A 15,667-nucleotide genomic window follows, 5' to 3' on the forward strand; every position below is an offset into this window, starting at 1 on the left:
ACTTAGTTGCATCATGGCGCTCACGTCGGAGTGCTGGCTGCAACGTAGCCAGATTGCTGAGGGGGATGGTGGGGAAGGGACGCCGTTCGGCCGCTATCGGCTAGTTGAGCATTCGTCGCACCCGAAGCGTTAGGAGTATCGATGACATCCGGTCGATCTAGGGCAATGCCCGAGCGGCCACTGGCTGCAGATCTTGAGGCCAAGCACTTCGCGCATCCCCTCGACGTGTCAGCACGGCGGCGAATGGACCGCCTGATAGCAGGAAAGCCCCGTATTCGCAAGTTGTTCGAATCATTGGAGCACAGCCTCGAAGATGAGGAACACTTGAAAAGTCTCGCGGACAACACCCGCCTCAATGCGCGCCAGGCTCCATCGCTGTATCGGCTCGTCGAAGACGTCGCGGCTTCAGCCCGAATGCCCACCCCCCGTGTCTTTCTGGACACGCAACCCGAAGTGAACGCCTGGGCACTCGGTCAACGCAACCCGATGATCGTGCTGACATCGGCCCTCGTCGACGAGTTCACCGACGCGGAGATCCGAGCAGTTGTCGCGCACGAACTAGGGCACATACGCTGTCAACACACGTTTTACAGACTCGTCTCCCAAGGCTTCGACCCCATTGCGGCGGTTGCTAGCGCGTTGCCGGGCGGATCGCTCCTCGCATTGGCTCTGCGATGGCACCTCATGGACTGGTTTCGGAAGTCGGAACTCAGCTCAGACCGATTCAGCCTTCTAGTGACCGGCGACCTGGAGACCGTGCAGAAGGTGATCCTCAAACTCGCCGGTGGAGCGTCAAGCCTGAAGGACGAACTTTCCAACGACGAGTTCAGACTGCAAGCCAAGGAGTTTCGCGACACAGTCGAAGCCCGCAAGCGCGGGTCCTTCAGAGACAAGATCGAGTACTACACATCATCACTCATGCTTCAAGACGCGATGAATACACACCCCTGGCCAGCGATCCGGTTTGTTGAGATAGAGGACTGGGCTAAATCTCGCCAGTACAGTCTGATCGCCGACGGTGATCTCGTGGAGGCAGAGCGGTATCCCTTCCAGTTCATTCCCGAAACTGCTTTCGACGCCGATCTCGACGCCGCAGAACTCACTGATCCGTTGAACGATCCCGAACCTGTTCTGCGCCAGGCAGCATCGGAGATCGCTGGCAAGTGGAAGGCCCGGACGGCGAAATTCGGCGCGAAGTCAACTGAGTAGGCGGGCTTCCCGAGCGCATGTCTGGGGGCCTGCCTGATTTACGGATGATGTCGGGGTCAGGTCACGGACGAGCTTGCCGTCGGTCAACGTGGTTTCCAGTCAGCACGCGCGTATTCGGTAGCACGGGTCTGCACCGACCGGAGAAAGGCCAGCCGGCCCTCAGGTGATTTGCCAGTTACCGCGATCACCGCCTCCCGCAGCGGGTGGTGACTGGAGATCAACGTCTCGTTGCGTGCCCATAGTCGTTCGAGGAAGTCGCCGTGCGGGAGCCGATAGAACTTTCCTGCCAACCCCCGGTTGCAGGAGGCGCATGCCAGGACCAGGTTCCAGACATCATCGAGATCGAGGAAGATGCCCCTCGCCATCAGGGAGTGGGGAAAGTAGTGATCGACGTCGGCGGAGTGTTCGAAACCGAGAAGGGGCGTCACCGGCGCACCGCAGTAGAAGCAGGCGCTGGACTGGTACCCGCTCAGGCCGGGGCGCACCCAGGTGATGGACCGTCGGTGCCCAAGCATGCCGCGCACGATCATCTCGGAGGGCCGTTCGTAGATCACCCGTAGCATCGAGCCGGTCGACCGCTTCTCGTGCCACGCGCTCTCGACGAGCCGCCAACGCGACTCGGCTTCGGCCTCCAACGGCTTCTTGGCGTCTGCATCGGAGGCCAGGCCGATCAGTTCGTCGGTGAATCGGATACCACGCAGCGTCTTCTTGCGCTCGTCGTGAAAGAACCGGGTCTGGACGTCGCCGGTACCGACGACGTGGAAGGCGTCGATCACGTTCTCGAAACCGAGCAGCGCGGTGGTGGTCACGAGTTCGTCCTCAGTGATGATGCCTGCGTTGAAATGACGGCAAGCATCGAGGAACCGACTACTGGACGAGGTGGACTGGGTGTCCACCTCCTTAATGTGCGCGCACAACTCCTGGCTGAAGGGGACCGCCAGTTCTTCAAGCGACGCCGACGTCGCGCCCGACTCGGCCAGCGACAAGACGCTCTTGGCCATCGCGAACTTGAACGACGCCACGTTGCGACCCCGGAGAACAACGCTGCGGAAATCCTCTGACGCTGAGGTCGCCGACGACATGTTCGTGACGTTACTCAACATCGGCGACACACAAGCACCATGCGCAACTCCGCCTCCGGCAGTATGAAGAAGCGGAGAAGCATCCCCCGCGTCAGCAACTAACATGCGCCCATGCCTCTGCGGATCGGCGAGACCTTCGCCGGGTATCGGGTCCTGCGGCTGCTCGGATCTGGAGGAATGGGCGAGGTCTACCTGGTCCAGCACCCCCGCCTGCCCAGGCAAGAGGCGCTCAAGATACTCCGCACCGACATCTCCAGCGAGCCCTCGTTCCGTGACCGGTTCATCCGCGAGGCCGACCTAGCCGCTGGGCTACGTCACCCCCACATCGTTGGGATACATGACCGAGGCGAACATGACAGCCAGTTATGGATCGCAATGGACTACATCGACGGAACCGACGCCGCCCACCTAATAGAGCGGAAGTGTCCGGCAGGGCTGCCTGTCGAGCTCGTTCTGACGGTCATCACTGCTGTAGCAAGCGCTTTGGACTACGCACACAAGAAAGGCTTGCTGCATCGGGACGTCAAACCCGCGAACATAATTGTCACGGTCCTCGACAGTGACGAGCCGAGCGTGTTCCTCGCAGACTTCGGTATCGCCCGTCTTCTCGATGACATCAGCGGCATCACCGCTACCAACATGACGGTCGGCACGGTGGCCTATGCCGCGCCAGAACAATTAATGGGCGAGGACATGGACGGACGAGCCGACCAGTACGCGCTCGCTGCTACCGCCTACCACCTCCTGACTGGCGTGCAGCTTTTCCCACACTCCAACCCAGCAGTCGTCATCAGCCGCCACCTCAACACAACACCGCCCAGTTTGGGTGATTGTCGCCCCGACTATGCACACCTCGACGACGTGCTCCAAATAGCACTGTCCAAAAACCCCTCAGACCGATTTTCTTCCTGTTCGGCCTTCGCAGAGGCCCTGGCCGATGAGTCCACCCGACCTGGAGGAGCGTCTGCAAATGCGACTACACAAGAGGCACCTCAATCAAGCAGATCCCGTCAGTCGTCCACTCCGAAACCGCATGTCAAACCGCCAGCCACCGGGTCTCGGCGTGCGTGGGTAGTTCTGGGCGGCCTCGCCGCGATAGTTCTGTTGATCGGCGTTACCGTCATGGCGTTCCGGCCCTGGGGCAGGGAACAATCCAACTCAAATAGCACGGCGTCCACCACTGCAACAACGAGCGACCTTCCGCCACCGCCGTTGCCCCCGCCCACGGTCGCGGTGACAGCATCATCACCGCCCCCGCCCGCAATATCCAAGGCACCATTCCTCGGCGAGTGGGGGATGCACGGTATGTCCGTCACCCTCTCGCCTGACGGGAGTGCGCAATACAAGGCATATCTAGGGGTGCCTCTCGGCGTTACTTGGTCTGCGACGTGGTCGCCGATGACTCCGACCACGGCCATGATCGTGTTGACGACCCAAATAGAGTCACACGGCGGTGCCGCGCAGAGGAGTCTCTACACCCCCGAGGGGCTCATGTGGTTGGACGGCAGAAACGGACAAGCGCTCGCCTTCACGCTGCGGGACGACGGTTACGCGACGGTCCAGAACCCGTCGGGCAGACTGGTCACGCTATGCCCAGGAGAGGGTTTCCGAGACACGAAGGGGCTGTGTGGCGCTTAGGCGCTGAGGACCGTGCATCTACGCGCAGTCCTGGCGACAAAAGCTTACGGTTGTCTCGAAAACGATGGGTTGATGCGAAGGGAGATGGTTCGGCAGCCGGGTCCTTTCACCAGGGTCAATCTCGTTCCCGGTGTCTTCAAAACCCGTCTCATAACCGGTAGTATCAATACCGGGAGATCGACGCGATTATGAGACAGGAGCACCATTGGCGGTCATCGGTTATGCGAGGGTTTCGACCATCGACCAAGACCCACAGCTGCAGCTCGATGCACTGAAAGATGCCGGTGCCGCCCGTATTTTCACCGACCATGGCATCAGCGGCTCGAAGGCCCGTCGCCCTCAACTCGATGCGTGCCTAGACCACCTACGTGAAGGCGACGTACTCACAGTCTGGAAGCTCGACAGGCTCGGGCGCAACACCCAACATGTCCTCGCACTTGTCGAAGAGCTGACGTCCCGCAAGATTGGATTCCGCAGCCTCACTGAGGGATTGCACACCCAGGGCGCAATGGGCAAGGCGATGCTGACCATCATGGCCGCCTTCGCTCAACTCGAACGCGACACCATGATCGAGCGCACCCGCGCTGGGTTAGCCGCTGCCGCAGCCAACGGACGCAAGGGCGGACGACCCCGCAAGGTCAACGACGCTGATGCCGCCAAGGCCCGCACCTTCCGCGACCAGGGCATCGCGGTCGCCGACATCGCCAAAATGCTCGGCGTCTCCCGAGCCACCGTGTACCGATACCTGGGTGGTGCCGAGTCGCTGTCGGCCTGACATGCCCACCCCAGAGTGCTCCGCGAAGCGGGGCGTGGCGACTGCACCCTGAATGCGGGCAATGTCAGGGCGTGCAACACAGAAAGGGAATGTCTCACGATGCTCCGGCTAGTTGAATCCTCAAACCCCGACGATGTCACCCGACACAACGTGCGCGCGCATTACACCGAGCGATTGGTCCTGACCGCGTCGGTTTGCCGAGAGTTGCAGCGAGAGCCGGATGGGTTCGTCGGAGGCCGCGCCGAGGCCGCACTGGACCTGCTGAACCAATGGATGCGCGAAAGATACGACCTACCCAAGGATCGAGACGTCGACTACAGCCACGGGTTGGACGACCCGCGCCTTATCGAGTACGCCAGCGACATGCATCGCGAGCTCGAACTCGCTACAAACGTCTGCAGCGCGTTCTTCATGCTGTTCACCGCTGACACTGAATCTCAGTACCGGGGTGACCTCAGGGAAATCAAGGCACAGCTCGCTCTGTACCTCACGGAGTTTGAGCAGTAGCCCGCGTCCCCGACACAACCTCGATTCAGGTTATGCGTCGCTTCTCGGCGTTCCGACGATCGACAGAGTCGCGAGTCTGTCGCCGGTGACCGGGCCATTGCGGGAGCACTGACAGGTGTTCGCCTTTTCTACCCGGCGTAAGTCTCTTGTTGTTGCTGCCGTTGCGCCGCCGTTCGGTCTCACCACCCAAACCGCCGTCCGGTTGCTCGACCGCCCCCGGGGCGAAATAGTGAACATCTACATGCCGCTATCGACGACCTAACCCCTCGCGGCACCGAGTTCCGAGGACCTGACACCCGCGCAATCGGTGGACTTCGGAGCTACACCATCATGGCCGCGCTTGCAACGTTAGAACGGGACACGATGATCGAGCGCACCCGCGCCGGTCTTGCAGCAGCAGCCAACGGGGGCAAGGGCGGTCGTCCTCGCAAAAGTGGATGACGCCGCCGCCGCAAAGGCGCGAAGCATGCGGGAGAAGGGCATCAACGCCACGAGATCGCAAAGATGCTCGGCGCGTCACGCGCCACCGTCTACCGATACCTCGCCGGCGACGCCGCCTTTCGAGAGCCGAAACCGCACGCAACCGCTAACCCGAATACCACCGAATAACGCCTTATGGAACATGGCCCGCCGCGGGTGGCGGCTCAATCCATCCGGGTGGCGCTTGAAGTGCACCGAGCAGGGGGCTGGGAGCAGCAGCTGACAGCGGCTTGTTCCGAACGATGAGCTTCGTGAACGCCTCGATCAGTCGCACGCCCGCCGCCATCAACTCGACGCCCACCGTGGCGAGGTCGGCGACCATCGAGGGACTGCCGAACAACCGCCGAATCAGCCCTCCAGACTCCAAGGGAGTCGAAGTGGAACTGCGTCAACCCGTTATTCGCGCCCGGCGCGAGTTCGGGCATCGCGGCCGATGCCGCAGTTGCGGTGAGTGTGGGGCGATGAGCGACAGTCCGTAGGTACTCATCGCGTTCCTCCGGTTCGTCGACCGCGGGCCGCGGGTGCGCTGTGGTGGGCGGCCATGAAGTCGTCGACGATACGTGCGCAGTCGGCGTGGGTGATCGCGCGTAAGCCGGTCATCCGGGCGAACACCAGCGGCCCGACGAGTTGGCAGAGCGCGAGTTCGATGTCGAGTTCACCGAGTTCGGCGCGGACGTCGGGGCTTTGCAGGATCTCATCGAAGGGTCGGCGGTACTGCTCGACGACCCTGGCGCGCAGAGTGATATGCGTCGGGTGGTGCTGTTCGTCGCCGGCGCTCTGGGTCTCGGTGGGGCCGAGCGCGGCCCAGGCCAGGGTAGTCACCTGCAGCGGCGCTTCGGCGAACAGGTCGGCTTGGCGGGAAAGCAGTTCGACGAGCCGGTCGTGCAGGGATCCACTGGTCGGTGCTGGTGGGATGACCTGTGGCAGAAGGCGTTCGAAGGTTGCCGCCAGCAGGTGCGACGAGCTGTTGAAGTGACGGTACAGCGTGGTGCGTGCGACCTTGGACGCCTTGGTGACGGCGTCGATCGTTACCGCCTCGACGCCGCCGGTCCGAAGCAGGGCGGCCGCCGCGTCGAGCAGCCTGTTACGTGAACGGGTCCGTCGCGGGTCGACCTCGTCGTCGTCAACGTCGGTGACAGGGTACGTTCTCAACTGGCGTCCTCTTTGCTGGGCTCCAACGCGATCAACGAGCGCGTCGGTTATGGTACTCAGAGTAGCGCAGCGAAACCGACCGTATTGGGGTGATGCGTGGCGAGGTCCGAGGGGCGGCTGTCGGGCGGGCAGCGGTGGACGCTGCTGGTGTCGTGTGTGGCGGTGGCATTGGTCATCGGGTCGATGGCGGCGCTGTACACCGCACTGTCGGACATCGCCGTCGAGACCGGCGCGACGCAGAGCCAGCTCACCTGGGTCGTCGACGGATACACCCTCGCCATTGCGTGTCTGGTCCTGCCCGCCGGCGCAGTCGGTGATCGGTACGGCCGTCGCGGTGTGCTCCTGGGCGGGCTGGGGTTGTTTGCCGCCGCGTCGGCGATCCCGCTGTTCGTGAACGACCCCTGGTGGTTGATCGGCGCGCGCACGGTCGCGGGCATCGGCGCTGCCTTCGTGATGCCCTCGACGCTGTCGATTCTGACCGGTGAGTTCCCGGTGGAGCAGCGGCACCGCGCGGTTGGCATCTGGGCCGGCGTCGCCGCGTCGGGCGCGGTGGCCGGTGTACTGCTCTCCGGTGCGCTGCTGGAGTTCTGGTCGTGGCGGTCGATCTTCGTCGCCTTGACCCTCGCGGCCGCGGCACTGGTGATCGCGGCATTGCGGGTGCCCGAATCCCGTGAATACGCCCACCCCCGCATCGACGTGCTGGGGTCGTTGACGGTGGCTGTGGCGATCGGAACGCTCGTCGTCGGTTTGGTGGAAGCACCGCACCGTGGCTGGACCGATGTGCTGGTCGTGACGTTGTTCGTCGGCGCGGCAATCGGTTTCGCGGTCTTCGTGATTCTCGAGATGGGCCGTGAGCATCCGCTGCTGGACATGGGTCTGTTCGCCGACCGGGCGTTCGGGGCGGCAACGGTCTCTCTGATACTGCATTTCCTGGTGATTTTCGGCGTGTTCTTCCTGCTGGTGCAATATCTGCAACTCATCCGCGGGTACGAACCGATGACCTCGGCGTTGGCGCTGACTCCGTTGATCGTGCCGATCGTCGTGATTTCGGTGTTCGCACCGCAATTGGCGGCCCGTTGGGGTCTGCGCCCGATGCTCGCAGCGGGACTGGCCGCTCTCGCCCTGGGTTTGTTCCTCGCGAGCCGGCTCGATTTGACCTCCGGCTACCTCGACATCGTCTGGTCGCTGCTGGCGCTGGGCAGCGGCCTTGGACTGTGCACGGCACCGTCGACAGCGGCCGTTGTGGACGCCACCCCGGTGGAGAAGCACGGTGTCGCCGCGGCGGTCAACGACGCCGCCCGCGAGGTCGGCGCGGCGATCGGCATCGCGATCGCGGGAAGTGTGCTCGCCGCGGGCTACGGCGACCGGATCGAGTCGGCCGCCACCGCGCTGCCACCGCCACTGCGCGCCGCATTCGAGGACTCCCTTGCCGCGGCGAATCAGGCCGCCGTCTCGGCCGGCTCGGTGGCCGCACCGGCTCTGGACGCCGCGAAGGCCGCGTTCGTTCACGGCTGCGCTGCTGGCGCGTTCGTGCTCGCCGTCATCAGCGCGGTCTCCGCAGTGGTCGTCGCGATCTGGGCACCGGGACGACAGCCCGGCACACGAAGGCAAGGCCACGACAGCCGCGCAATGGGTGACACGGCCGCACGCAGCGAGACGAGGTCGGTGTGAGCGTCCCGAATCCCTCGGAGCCGCAGCGGTTGCCGTCGCACACCCCGACGTGCATGGGATGTGGCCCTGACAACCCGCACGGGCTGCACCTCGCGGTCTTCCGCAGCGGTGACGAGGTCTACGCCGATGTCACCTTCGACGAGCGCCACATCGGGGCGCCCGGCCTCGCCCACGGCGGAGCGATCGCCGCCGCGTGCGACGACCTTCTCGGGTTCACCCTGTGGATCGCAGGAACCCCCGCCGTCACCCGCAGCCTGTCCATCGAGTACTTGCAGCCCGTTCCGCTGCACCACGTTCACCGTCTCACCGCACGGATCGTCGAACGCAACGGCCGCGCCATCCACGTCACCGGCACCGGAGTCGGAGCCGACGGCGTCGCGCGTTTCACCGCCACCGCGGTGTTCATCGCCGTGGATGCCGCGCACTTCGCCGCCCACGGGGACATCACCGGATTCGGTGAACTATTCGCCGAACTGACCCGCCAGGGCGGCGGGAGCGCAGACCCACGCCAAGGACCGTGACGCGGTGAACGCCACCGCTATATCCCACCACCCACCACCGGCCCGACGCCGCACCGGTGCAGAGGATTCGAACCGACGCGACCAGATCCTGGACACCGCCCTCGCCGTCGCCTCCGCGCGCGGATTCGACGGCACGCACATCCGCGATGTCGCACAGCACGCGGGCCTAGCGGCCGGCTCGCTTTATCGCCACTTCACATCAAAAACGCACCTGCTCGTCTCCGTGCTCACCCGTGAGTTCCAGCGCGTTGACACCGAGTTCGACTGGGCGGCGGGAGAACACACGCCGCAGCGCAGACTCGAACGGTTGATGACCCACCTGCACGACGAGTGGCAGACCAAACCCCTACTGACCGAAGCGATGGTGCGGGCGTTCGCCGCGGCCGACGAGAGCGTCGGCGAGTCGGTCCAGGAGGCCGTCAACGTCATCGAGGACATGCTCGCCCGCGCCGTTGGCGGCCCCTCGCCGAGTGAACTCGACCAGCGTGTCGCCGGCGTTATCGGCGACATCTGGTTGGCGAACCTCACGGCAGTGATCAGTGGACGGGTCCCACCCGACGAGGCCCGCACGCGCATCGACCAAGCCACCGGCCTGCTCATCATGACGCTGACGAGCAGCCAAAGCACTTAGCAAGACTAGTGGTATCGCTACGCTACGATTTGTAGCATAAGTCGACGCAACGAAGTGTCGAAGGAGTCCGCATATGCACACCCAGTGGATCGAACACTGCACCGTTCAGCGTGTGTCCCTGCACGAGGGCCTGGTGCTCGACCTCGACGACTACAACGAACTGGTGATCGCCCGCCCAATGCGACTCACTTTGCCGCCCGCCGGCCCCCACCCGGAGGAGCAGGTGCTGATCGACCCCGGCAACGTCTTGGCTCACGAGCGGCCACTGCTCGATCTGGCCGGAGCGGTGTGCACTCGAGCCTGGTGTGACGACGACGGTGCCCTGCACCTGGACTTCTCCCGCGGGCACCGCATCGACGTCGACCCGGACGATCACGAGACCTCCTGGGAGCTCTACGGCAAACGACACGGTTACATGGCCTGCCTTCCGCGCGGCCGCGTCCGTGTGGTGCGTCATGATCTCCCCAACGACGAAATTAACGACACTGCAACTTAATTCGATTTCACTCAGTTGATCGAGCCGCTCGGGGGCATTTGCAAACGGTTACTCCACCGGCAAATGTGGTACTACTAGTATCGAAGCAATACTAACTGTTCCATATCTCCGGAAGGCGTTCCGTGGTGAAACGATCCGACGACGTCATCGGCGCGCCGGTCCGCCGCCGCGCGTCCGACCCGACCGAGTCGTCGGAGTACAGCCCGCGACTGGGCAGGCTGGCCGGGTTCACCGTGCGACACAAAGCACTGGTGATCGGCGGCTGGATCGCGGTCGCCGTGGTGTTGGCCCTGCTGTTCCCTCAGTTGGAGACCGTGGTGCGGCAGCAGTCAGTGGACCTCATCCCGCGCGATGTCCCGTCATTTCAAACCGTCGACCGGATGAGCGCAGCCTTCGGCGAAGAGGGCTCCAAGACGATGCTGTTCGTCGCCATGGAGGACCCCGCTGGTTTCACCCCCGACGCGCGCACCCGCTACAGCACCCTGCTGCAGCGACTACGCGACGATCCCGACCACGTTCTCCTCGTCCAGGACCTCCTCGCCGACCCGGTCACCCGCGCGCAGGCCCTCAGCGGCGACGGTAAGGCGTGGTACCTGCCGGTCGGGGTCGCGGGGACCCTCGGCGACCCGACCGCCGCCGAGTCCGTTCAGGCCGTCCGCGACATGGCCGAAGGCGTGTTCAGCGGATCGAGCACCACCGCACACGTCACCGGTCCACCGGCCACGTTCAGCGATCAGATCGCCTCGGCCGAACACGACCTGCTGTTTATTTCGATCGCCACCGCCGGGCTGATCGCGTTGATCCTCCTCATTGTCTACCGATCACTATTCACCGCGCTGCTGCCGCTGCTAGTCATCGGATTGAGCCTGGCGGTCGGGCGCGGAGTACTTTCCGCGCTCGGCGAGATCGGTATGCCGGTGTCCCAATTCACGGTGGCGTTCATGACCGCAATCCTGCTCGGAGCCGGCACCGATTACACCGTGTTCCTCATCAGCAGATACCACGAGCAGCGCCGCGCCGACGTGCCCGCCGACCTGGCCGTCGTGCACGCCACCGCCAGCATCGGGCGCGTCATCTTGGCATCCGCAGGCACCGTTGCCCTGGCCTTCCTGACAATGGTCTTCGCCGCCCTCAGCGTGTTCGCCGGACTCGGGCCTGCCTGCGCTGTGGCCGTCCTGGTCGGGTTCCTGGCCACTGTCACCCTGTTGCCTCCGGTGCTCGCACTGGCCGCCCGCCGCGGCATCGGGGAACCCAAGGCCGACCGCACCCGCCGGTACTGGAACAGCGTCGCCGTGGCCGTCGTACGCCGGCCTGTACCGCTGCTCGTCGCCAGCCTCGTCATCCTGCTCGCTCTATCCGCGGCAGCGGCGACCATTCAGATCAGCTACGACGACCGCAAAGGCCAACCCGACACCACCGCCAGCAACCAGGGCTACCAACTGCTCGATCGACACTTCCGAAAGGACGTCGTCGTCACCGAGTTTCTCGTCGTCGAGAACCCCACCGACATGCGTACCGGCCGCGGGCTGGCCGACCTCGACCAGATGGCCTCCCGCATCGCGCAGGTCCCCGGCGTCGTCAAGGTCTCAGGCGTCACCCGCCCCGCCGGCACCCGCCTCGACCAAGCCCAACTCTCTTGGCAGAACGGACAGATCGGCGACAAGATGTCCGACGCGGTCGCCGACGGCAACGCCCGCCGCGCCGACTTGAACGCACTCACCAGCGGCGCGGACCAACTCGCCGACGGCCTCGCCCAACTCGACTCCACCGTCAAGACAGCGACCGCACCACTGGCCGGAGTGCTGAACCAGGCACAAACCGCCGGCCGCGACATGCAGCGGTTCGGTCCTCTGCTGCAACAACTCTCGGCGACCGCCCCCAATGTGGACACCGCCATCAAAGCCGGCCCCGGCATACGACCACTGGCCGAACGCACCCAGAACGCCATCGGCACCCTCGACCCGCTCGTGGGCACCCTCAACAGCTCACCCTGGTGCGCCACAACCCCCGAGTGCGCTCGGATCCGCGAACAGGTGCAGATTCTCGTTGCCTTACGCGACAACGGCTTCTTCGCTCAGATCGCCAACCTCGGCGACCGCTACAACCCGGCCACCAACGCCACCGTGACCGGCACCGTCAACGATGTCCGCAACACCGTGACCGCCATGAACACCGCATTCGGCGCATTGGGCGACCCTGCCGACCTCGCCTCAAACATCCAACGCTTGCAGGCCGGGATCAGCCGACTCGCCTCCGGATCACGCGCCCTGGCCGACGGCGTGCAAACCCTCGCCGACAGCAACATCCAGATGCTGTCGGGTATGAGTCAGATCGCCACCCAACTACAGAACTCGGCCCGCGCCACCTCCGGTTCCGACGCCGCCAGCGGCTTCTACCTACCCGCCGACGCCTTCGACAACCGCCAATTCGCCGACGTCGCCAAACAATTTCTCTCCCCTGACGGGAAGACCGCCCGCTTCGCCCTCGAAACCGGCAACGACCCCTACAGCGTCGACGCGATGAACCTCGCCCAAGAGATCACCGACGTAGCGAACGCCGCCCGCCCCAACACCTCCCTGGCCGACGCCACGGTCTCAGTCGCAGGGTTCCCCGCCATCAACTCCGACATCCAACGTCTCCTGTGGGCCGACTTCACCCAACTCGCCATCGCCACCCTGGTCATCGTCGGACTGATACTCGTCCTGCTGCTACGCGCCGTCGTCGCGCCGCTCTACCTTTTGGGCACCGTCGTCCTGAATTACCTAGCCTCACTGGGCATCGGCGTCATCGTCTTTCAGTGGATCCTCGGTGTCGAGATCGCCTGGCCTGTACCGCTGCTCGCCTTCATCATCCTCGTCGCCGTCGGCGCCGACTACAACATGCTGCTCGTCTCACGACTGCGCGAGGAATCCGGCAGAAACCTGCGCGTCGGCGTCCTGCGCACTGTTGCCAGCACCGGATCCGTCATCACCTCCGCCGGACTCATCTTCGCCGCCAGCATGTTCGGACTCATGATCGGATCGGTCGCCATCATGATCCAAACAGGGCTCATCATCGGCTGCGGCCTCCTCCTCGACACCTTCCTCGTCCGCACCCTCACCGTGCCGGCAATCGCCACCCTTCTGCGCGAAGCCAGCTGGTGGCCACACCACCCGCAGCAACAGGACAGACCCAGCTCGCCGCAACCGACCCCACACACCGTCGGAGCCACCCAATGAAAATTCTTGTAGCAGCTGCCCTCGCCTCGAGTATCGCCCTGACTTCACCTCCCAGTGCGCACGCCGATGAAGACGTCCTCGTCGAACTTCTCCAAACGCGGTATGTCTTCCTGAGCCGCGATCAAATACTTGAAGAAGGCCACAAGGTCTGCCAATTGACCCAAAGCGGCCGGTCGGCGTCCAGCGTCGTTCCTGATGTCGTGGAGGACCTCGGCATCTCAGTCGCCGCCGCCGCGCAATTCGTAGCCACGGCTGTCGTCGAGCTAGAGTGCTAACCGGACGAGGATTGACAAACTGGGATAGCAACGGGCCAATCCCTGGGTGCCCCTGCGGTGCGGCACAGCCTGACGGAGCCAGTGTGGTGGTCGGATTAGTCACGGCTAGCCGACCTCGCTGATGTGGACATCGGCCCCGGGGCCGATTCACATTTGAAAGATGCCCAACACCACCACGAAGGCCATGGCTGCTGCTGCCACAACCAATCCCGGCTACTCAGGTGCATCTGCAGTCGGTGTCCGCAGATCGTCCGCAGTACAGCTTGCGACAGCTTCGTGCCGCCAACGCAACTAGCTCGTTGAACTGTGCTTTCGCAGCGCAGCCAACACACCTTGCCACTTCAAACGTCGAGAACCGCGGACTGTAAATCCGTCGGCTAACGCCTACACAGGTTCGAATCCTGTACCTGCCACCAGCATGTTCAGGCCCGCTTTCGAGCGGGCCTGAGTGCGTTTGATGGGGTGGTGTTGCTCGTGCGGCGCAACCTGGCCGCGCGGGCACCGGCCGCTATTCGACTTTCGGCTCTTTACCCTCGCTGATTTGGCTCGCGAGCTGTGACAACAGAGGTTCGCCGAAGCCGATCTCTTCCAGTGCCGGTTTCACCTCAGTTACCGGGCGTCCTGAGTAGCGCTCATACACGCGCGTCAGCTCCCGCTGATGACCCTGCACGGTCAAGCGTTTCAGGTCGCGCTCCGATTTGGGATTGATCTTCATGCGGGTAACGCTAGAGGCGTGCTCCGAAACTGGGGTGCGGATCAGCGCAGGCGACCAGATCCAGGCCGGCGCGCCATCTCGGCCCAGTGTTATGAACAGTGACCGTTCAGGCACATGTGCTGTGAAGGCGATAGGCCCTGTTGGACAGCTTCCTCGCACCTGCCGCAGAGCGGCTGGCCTGACTCTTCACAAGCACATGCCACGACGCCCCCCGACGATCCGGCCACTGCTCGATTTGCGCGCAGCGGCATCCACGGGGTGCAGCATATCGTCCCTAACTGACCGCACAGCGCGGGCCCAATTGTCTAGTCGCACAACGACGTTGACGTCATTCAGACCAAACAACAAGGGCGCAACTGTCCAGTCGCAGCCAAGTGCCTTGCGACGCGACAAGATCGGCAGATGGTGTAACGGGCTGTCGCAACTCGGGCCAGATCGTCCACCGTTTGCACGTTGTTCCCACGGGATCGCCAACCTCTCTACCAAAATCGGGATTGCATCGAACCCGAACGAGGAGGGGAAGCGCGATGGAGGATCCGATAGCCGAAGTCGTTTCAGCCAGTGCGGCACTGGCGGCGCACGGCCTTACCGACATGGTGTGGGGGCACGCCTCGGTGCGGGATCCCGACGGCATCGGTGTGTGGATGAAGGCCGGCAGGTGGGGCTTCGACGAGGTGACGTCCGACCGCGTCGCTCTCGTGACGCCGGACGGCAGCGTCGCAGGCGGCACAGGGCCGCGCCATATCGAGTTTCCGATCCACACGGAAATCATGGCGGCCCGACCCGAGGTGCATTGCGTCATCCACACCCACGCGCCGACGCTGGCCGCCTTCGCATCGCTCGATGTGCCGCTGCGCCCGATATCCCACGACGGCGTCCTTTTCGAGGCCGGGCTGCCTCGCTTCACCGTCACCGGGGCGTTGATCGCCAGCCGAGAACTGGGCAGCGCGCTGGCCGCCGAGCTCGGCGATGCGCCGGCCATCTTGATGCCCTTTCACGGCGCTGCCGTCGCAGGCCCGAACGTGGCCAGCGCCGTGATGCATGCCGTCCTGCTCGAACGCGCATGCCGCACCCAGCTGATGGCGATGTCCGCCGGCGGCCCGGCGATCTGGTCCGACCCGGCGGAGTCGGCGTTCAAGCGCGATCAATGCTGGAACCAGAAGCAACTCGATGCCGGATATCAGTACCTGCTGCGTAAGAGTCGCGCCGACCAACCTTGACTAGCGCCCAGGCAAGGAGAATCCTTCTAACTGACGGAAATGTATTTCTGTCTGACAGAAATCGTTGGTTGGAGGAC

Annotated in this window: 15 protein-coding genes and 2 pseudogenes; 13 read left to right on the plus strand and 4 right to left on the minus strand. The window is 64.0% G+C overall.

The genetic code is table 11. The features are described from left to right. Positions 1-243 precede the first annotated feature (243 nt). A complete protein-coding gene (locus ACIA48_RS15970) occupies positions 244-1,209 on the plus strand; it encodes a M48 family metallopeptidase (protein WP_396733178.1) in 966 nt (321 codons plus the stop codon). Positions 1,210-1,292: 83 nt separating this feature from the next. On the opposite strand, the gene ACIA48_RS15975 is transcribed toward ACIA48_RS15970, so the two are convergent. Continuing rightward, on the minus strand, positions 1,293-2,231 hold the full coding sequence (locus ACIA48_RS15975) for a hypothetical protein (protein ID WP_396733181.1): 939 nt from the start codon (positions 2,229-2,231) through the stop codon (positions 1,293-1,295). Between the two features lie 171 nt (positions 2,232-2,402). Between ACIA48_RS15975 and ACIA48_RS15980 the strand changes: the two genes are divergently transcribed. The 5 genes and pseudogenes from ACIA48_RS15980 to ACIA48_RS16000 form a co-directional block, all read left to right on the plus strand. After that, positions 2,403-3,929, plus strand: coding sequence for a serine/threonine-protein kinase (locus tag ACIA48_RS15980; protein ID WP_396733184.1), 1,527 nt, complete (start codon positions 2,403-2,405; stop codon positions 3,927-3,929). Positions 3,930-4,134: 205 nt separating this feature from the next. Further along, positions 4,135-4,704, plus strand: a complete 570-nt coding sequence (locus ACIA48_RS15985) for a recombinase family protein (RefSeq protein WP_396733187.1) — start codon at positions 4,135-4,137, stop codon at positions 4,702-4,704. A gap of 99 nt (positions 4,705-4,803) precedes the next feature. Beyond that, positions 4,804-5,211, plus strand: a complete 408-nt coding sequence (locus tag ACIA48_RS15990; protein ID WP_396733189.1) for a hypothetical protein — start codon at positions 4,804-4,806, stop codon at positions 5,209-5,211. Positions 5,212-5,442: 231 nt separating this feature from the next. Beyond that, positions 5,443-5,652 (plus strand): annotated as a pseudogene (locus ACIA48_RS15995) (recombinase family protein); the annotation flags it as partial. Between the two features lie 12 nt (positions 5,653-5,664). Then, a pseudogene (locus ACIA48_RS16000) lies at positions 5,665-5,820 on the plus strand (helix-turn-helix domain-containing protein); the annotation flags it as partial. Between the two features lie 4 nt (positions 5,821-5,824). On the opposite strand, the gene ACIA48_RS16005 reads toward ACIA48_RS16000, so the two are convergent. Then, the gene (locus ACIA48_RS16005; protein ID WP_396733191.1) at positions 5,825-6,013 is read right to left on the minus strand and encodes a hypothetical protein; all 189 of its coding nucleotides are present in this window, start codon (positions 6,011-6,013) and stop codon (positions 5,825-5,827) included. 161 nt (positions 6,014-6,174) lie between these two features. Next, positions 6,175-6,843 (minus strand): TetR/AcrR family transcriptional regulator, encoded by a 669-nt coding sequence (locus ACIA48_RS16010; RefSeq protein ID WP_396733193.1) that lies wholly within the window; start codon positions 6,841-6,843, stop codon positions 6,175-6,177. Positions 6,844-6,939: 96 nt separating this feature from the next. Here ACIA48_RS16010 and ACIA48_RS16015 point away from each other — a divergent pair, with 96 nt between their 5' ends. The 6 genes from ACIA48_RS16015 to ACIA48_RS16040 all read left to right on the plus strand — a co-directional run bounded on the left by ACIA48_RS16015 (position 6,940) and on the right by ACIA48_RS16040 (position 13,655). Next, positions 6,940-8,514 (plus strand): MFS transporter, encoded by a 1,575-nt coding sequence (locus ACIA48_RS16015; RefSeq protein WP_396733195.1) that lies wholly within the window; start codon positions 6,940-6,942, stop codon positions 8,512-8,514. A gap of 53 nt (positions 8,515-8,567) precedes the next feature. Then, the gene (locus tag ACIA48_RS16020) at positions 8,568-9,035 is read left to right on the plus strand and encodes a PaaI family thioesterase (RefSeq protein WP_396735011.1); all 468 of its coding nucleotides are present in this window, start codon (positions 8,568-8,570) and stop codon (positions 9,033-9,035) included. A 4-nt stretch (positions 9,036-9,039) separates the two neighbouring features. Then, the gene (locus tag ACIA48_RS16025) at positions 9,040-9,666 is read left to right on the plus strand and encodes a TetR family transcriptional regulator (RefSeq protein WP_396733197.1); all 627 of its coding nucleotides are present in this window, start codon (positions 9,040-9,042) and stop codon (positions 9,664-9,666) included. 73 nt (positions 9,667-9,739) lie between these two features. Further along, the gene (locus tag ACIA48_RS16030) at positions 9,740-10,162 is read left to right on the plus strand and encodes a DUF6188 family protein (protein WP_396733199.1); all 423 of its coding nucleotides are present in this window, start codon (positions 9,740-9,742) and stop codon (positions 10,160-10,162) included. 125 nt (positions 10,163-10,287) lie between these two features. Beyond that, the gene (locus ACIA48_RS16035) at positions 10,288-13,380 is read left to right on the plus strand and encodes an RND family transporter (protein ID WP_396733201.1); all 3,093 of its coding nucleotides are present in this window, start codon (positions 10,288-10,290) and stop codon (positions 13,378-13,380) included. Beyond that, the gene (locus ACIA48_RS16040) at positions 13,377-13,655 is read left to right on the plus strand and encodes a DUF732 domain-containing protein (protein ID WP_396733204.1); all 279 of its coding nucleotides are present in this window, start codon (positions 13,377-13,379) and stop codon (positions 13,653-13,655) included. Before ACIA48_RS16035 ends, ACIA48_RS16040 begins: the two co-directional genes overlap by 4 nt. Before the next feature lie 508 nt (positions 13,656-14,163). On the opposite strand, the gene ACIA48_RS16045 is transcribed toward ACIA48_RS16040, so the two are convergent. Continuing rightward, positions 14,164-14,370: a hypothetical protein gene (locus ACIA48_RS16045; RefSeq protein ID WP_396733207.1), complete on the minus strand. Its 207-nt coding sequence runs from the start codon at positions 14,368-14,370 to the stop codon at positions 14,164-14,166. Positions 14,371-14,897: 527 nt separating this feature from the next. Here ACIA48_RS16045 and ACIA48_RS16050 point away from each other — a divergent pair. Continuing rightward, positions 14,898-15,590, plus strand: coding sequence for a class II aldolase/adducin family protein (locus ACIA48_RS16050; protein WP_396733208.1), 693 nt, complete (start codon positions 14,898-14,900; stop codon positions 15,588-15,590). The last annotated feature ends 77 nt before the right edge of the window (positions 15,591-15,667 follow it).

Origin of the sequence: Mycobacterium sp. NPDC051804 (assembly GCF_044452905.1) — a bacterium.
GTDB lineage: Bacteria > Actinomycetota > Actinomycetes > Mycobacteriales > Mycobacteriaceae > Mycobacterium.

What these genes read in the sequence shown, in the direction of transcription:
- ACIA48_RS15990 (WP_396733189.1), top strand. Translation starts at nt 4,804, where the DNA reads ATGCTCCGGCTAGTTGAATCCTCAAACCCCGACGATGTCACCCGACAC.
- ACIA48_RS16045 (WP_396733207.1), bottom strand. Translation starts at nt 14,370, where the DNA reads ATGAAGATCAATCCCAAATCGGAGCGCGACCTGAAACGCTTGACCGTG.
- ACIA48_RS16020 (WP_396735011.1), top strand. Translation starts at nt 8,568, where the DNA reads ATGGGATGTGGCCCTGACAACCCGCACGGGCTGCACCTCGCGGTCTTC.
- ACIA48_RS15970 (WP_396733178.1), top strand. Translation starts at nt 244, where the DNA reads ATGGACCGCCTGATAGCAGGAAAGCCCCGTATTCGCAAGTTGTTCGAA.
- ACIA48_RS15980 (WP_396733184.1), top strand. Translation starts at nt 2,403, where the DNA reads ATGCCTCTGCGGATCGGCGAGACCTTCGCCGGGTATCGGGTCCTGCGG.
- ACIA48_RS16005 (WP_396733191.1), bottom strand. Translation starts at nt 6,013, where the DNA reads ATGGTCGCCGACCTCGCCACGGTGGGCGTCGAGTTGATGGCGGCGGGC.
- ACIA48_RS16040 (WP_396733204.1), top strand. Translation starts at nt 13,377, where the DNA reads ATGAAAATTCTTGTAGCAGCTGCCCTCGCCTCGAGTATCGCCCTGACT.
- ACIA48_RS16050 (WP_396733208.1), top strand. Translation starts at nt 14,898, where the DNA reads ATGGAGGATCCGATAGCCGAAGTCGTTTCAGCCAGTGCGGCACTGGCG.
- ACIA48_RS16030 (WP_396733199.1), top strand. Translation starts at nt 9,740, where the DNA reads ATGCACACCCAGTGGATCGAACACTGCACCGTTCAGCGTGTGTCCCTG.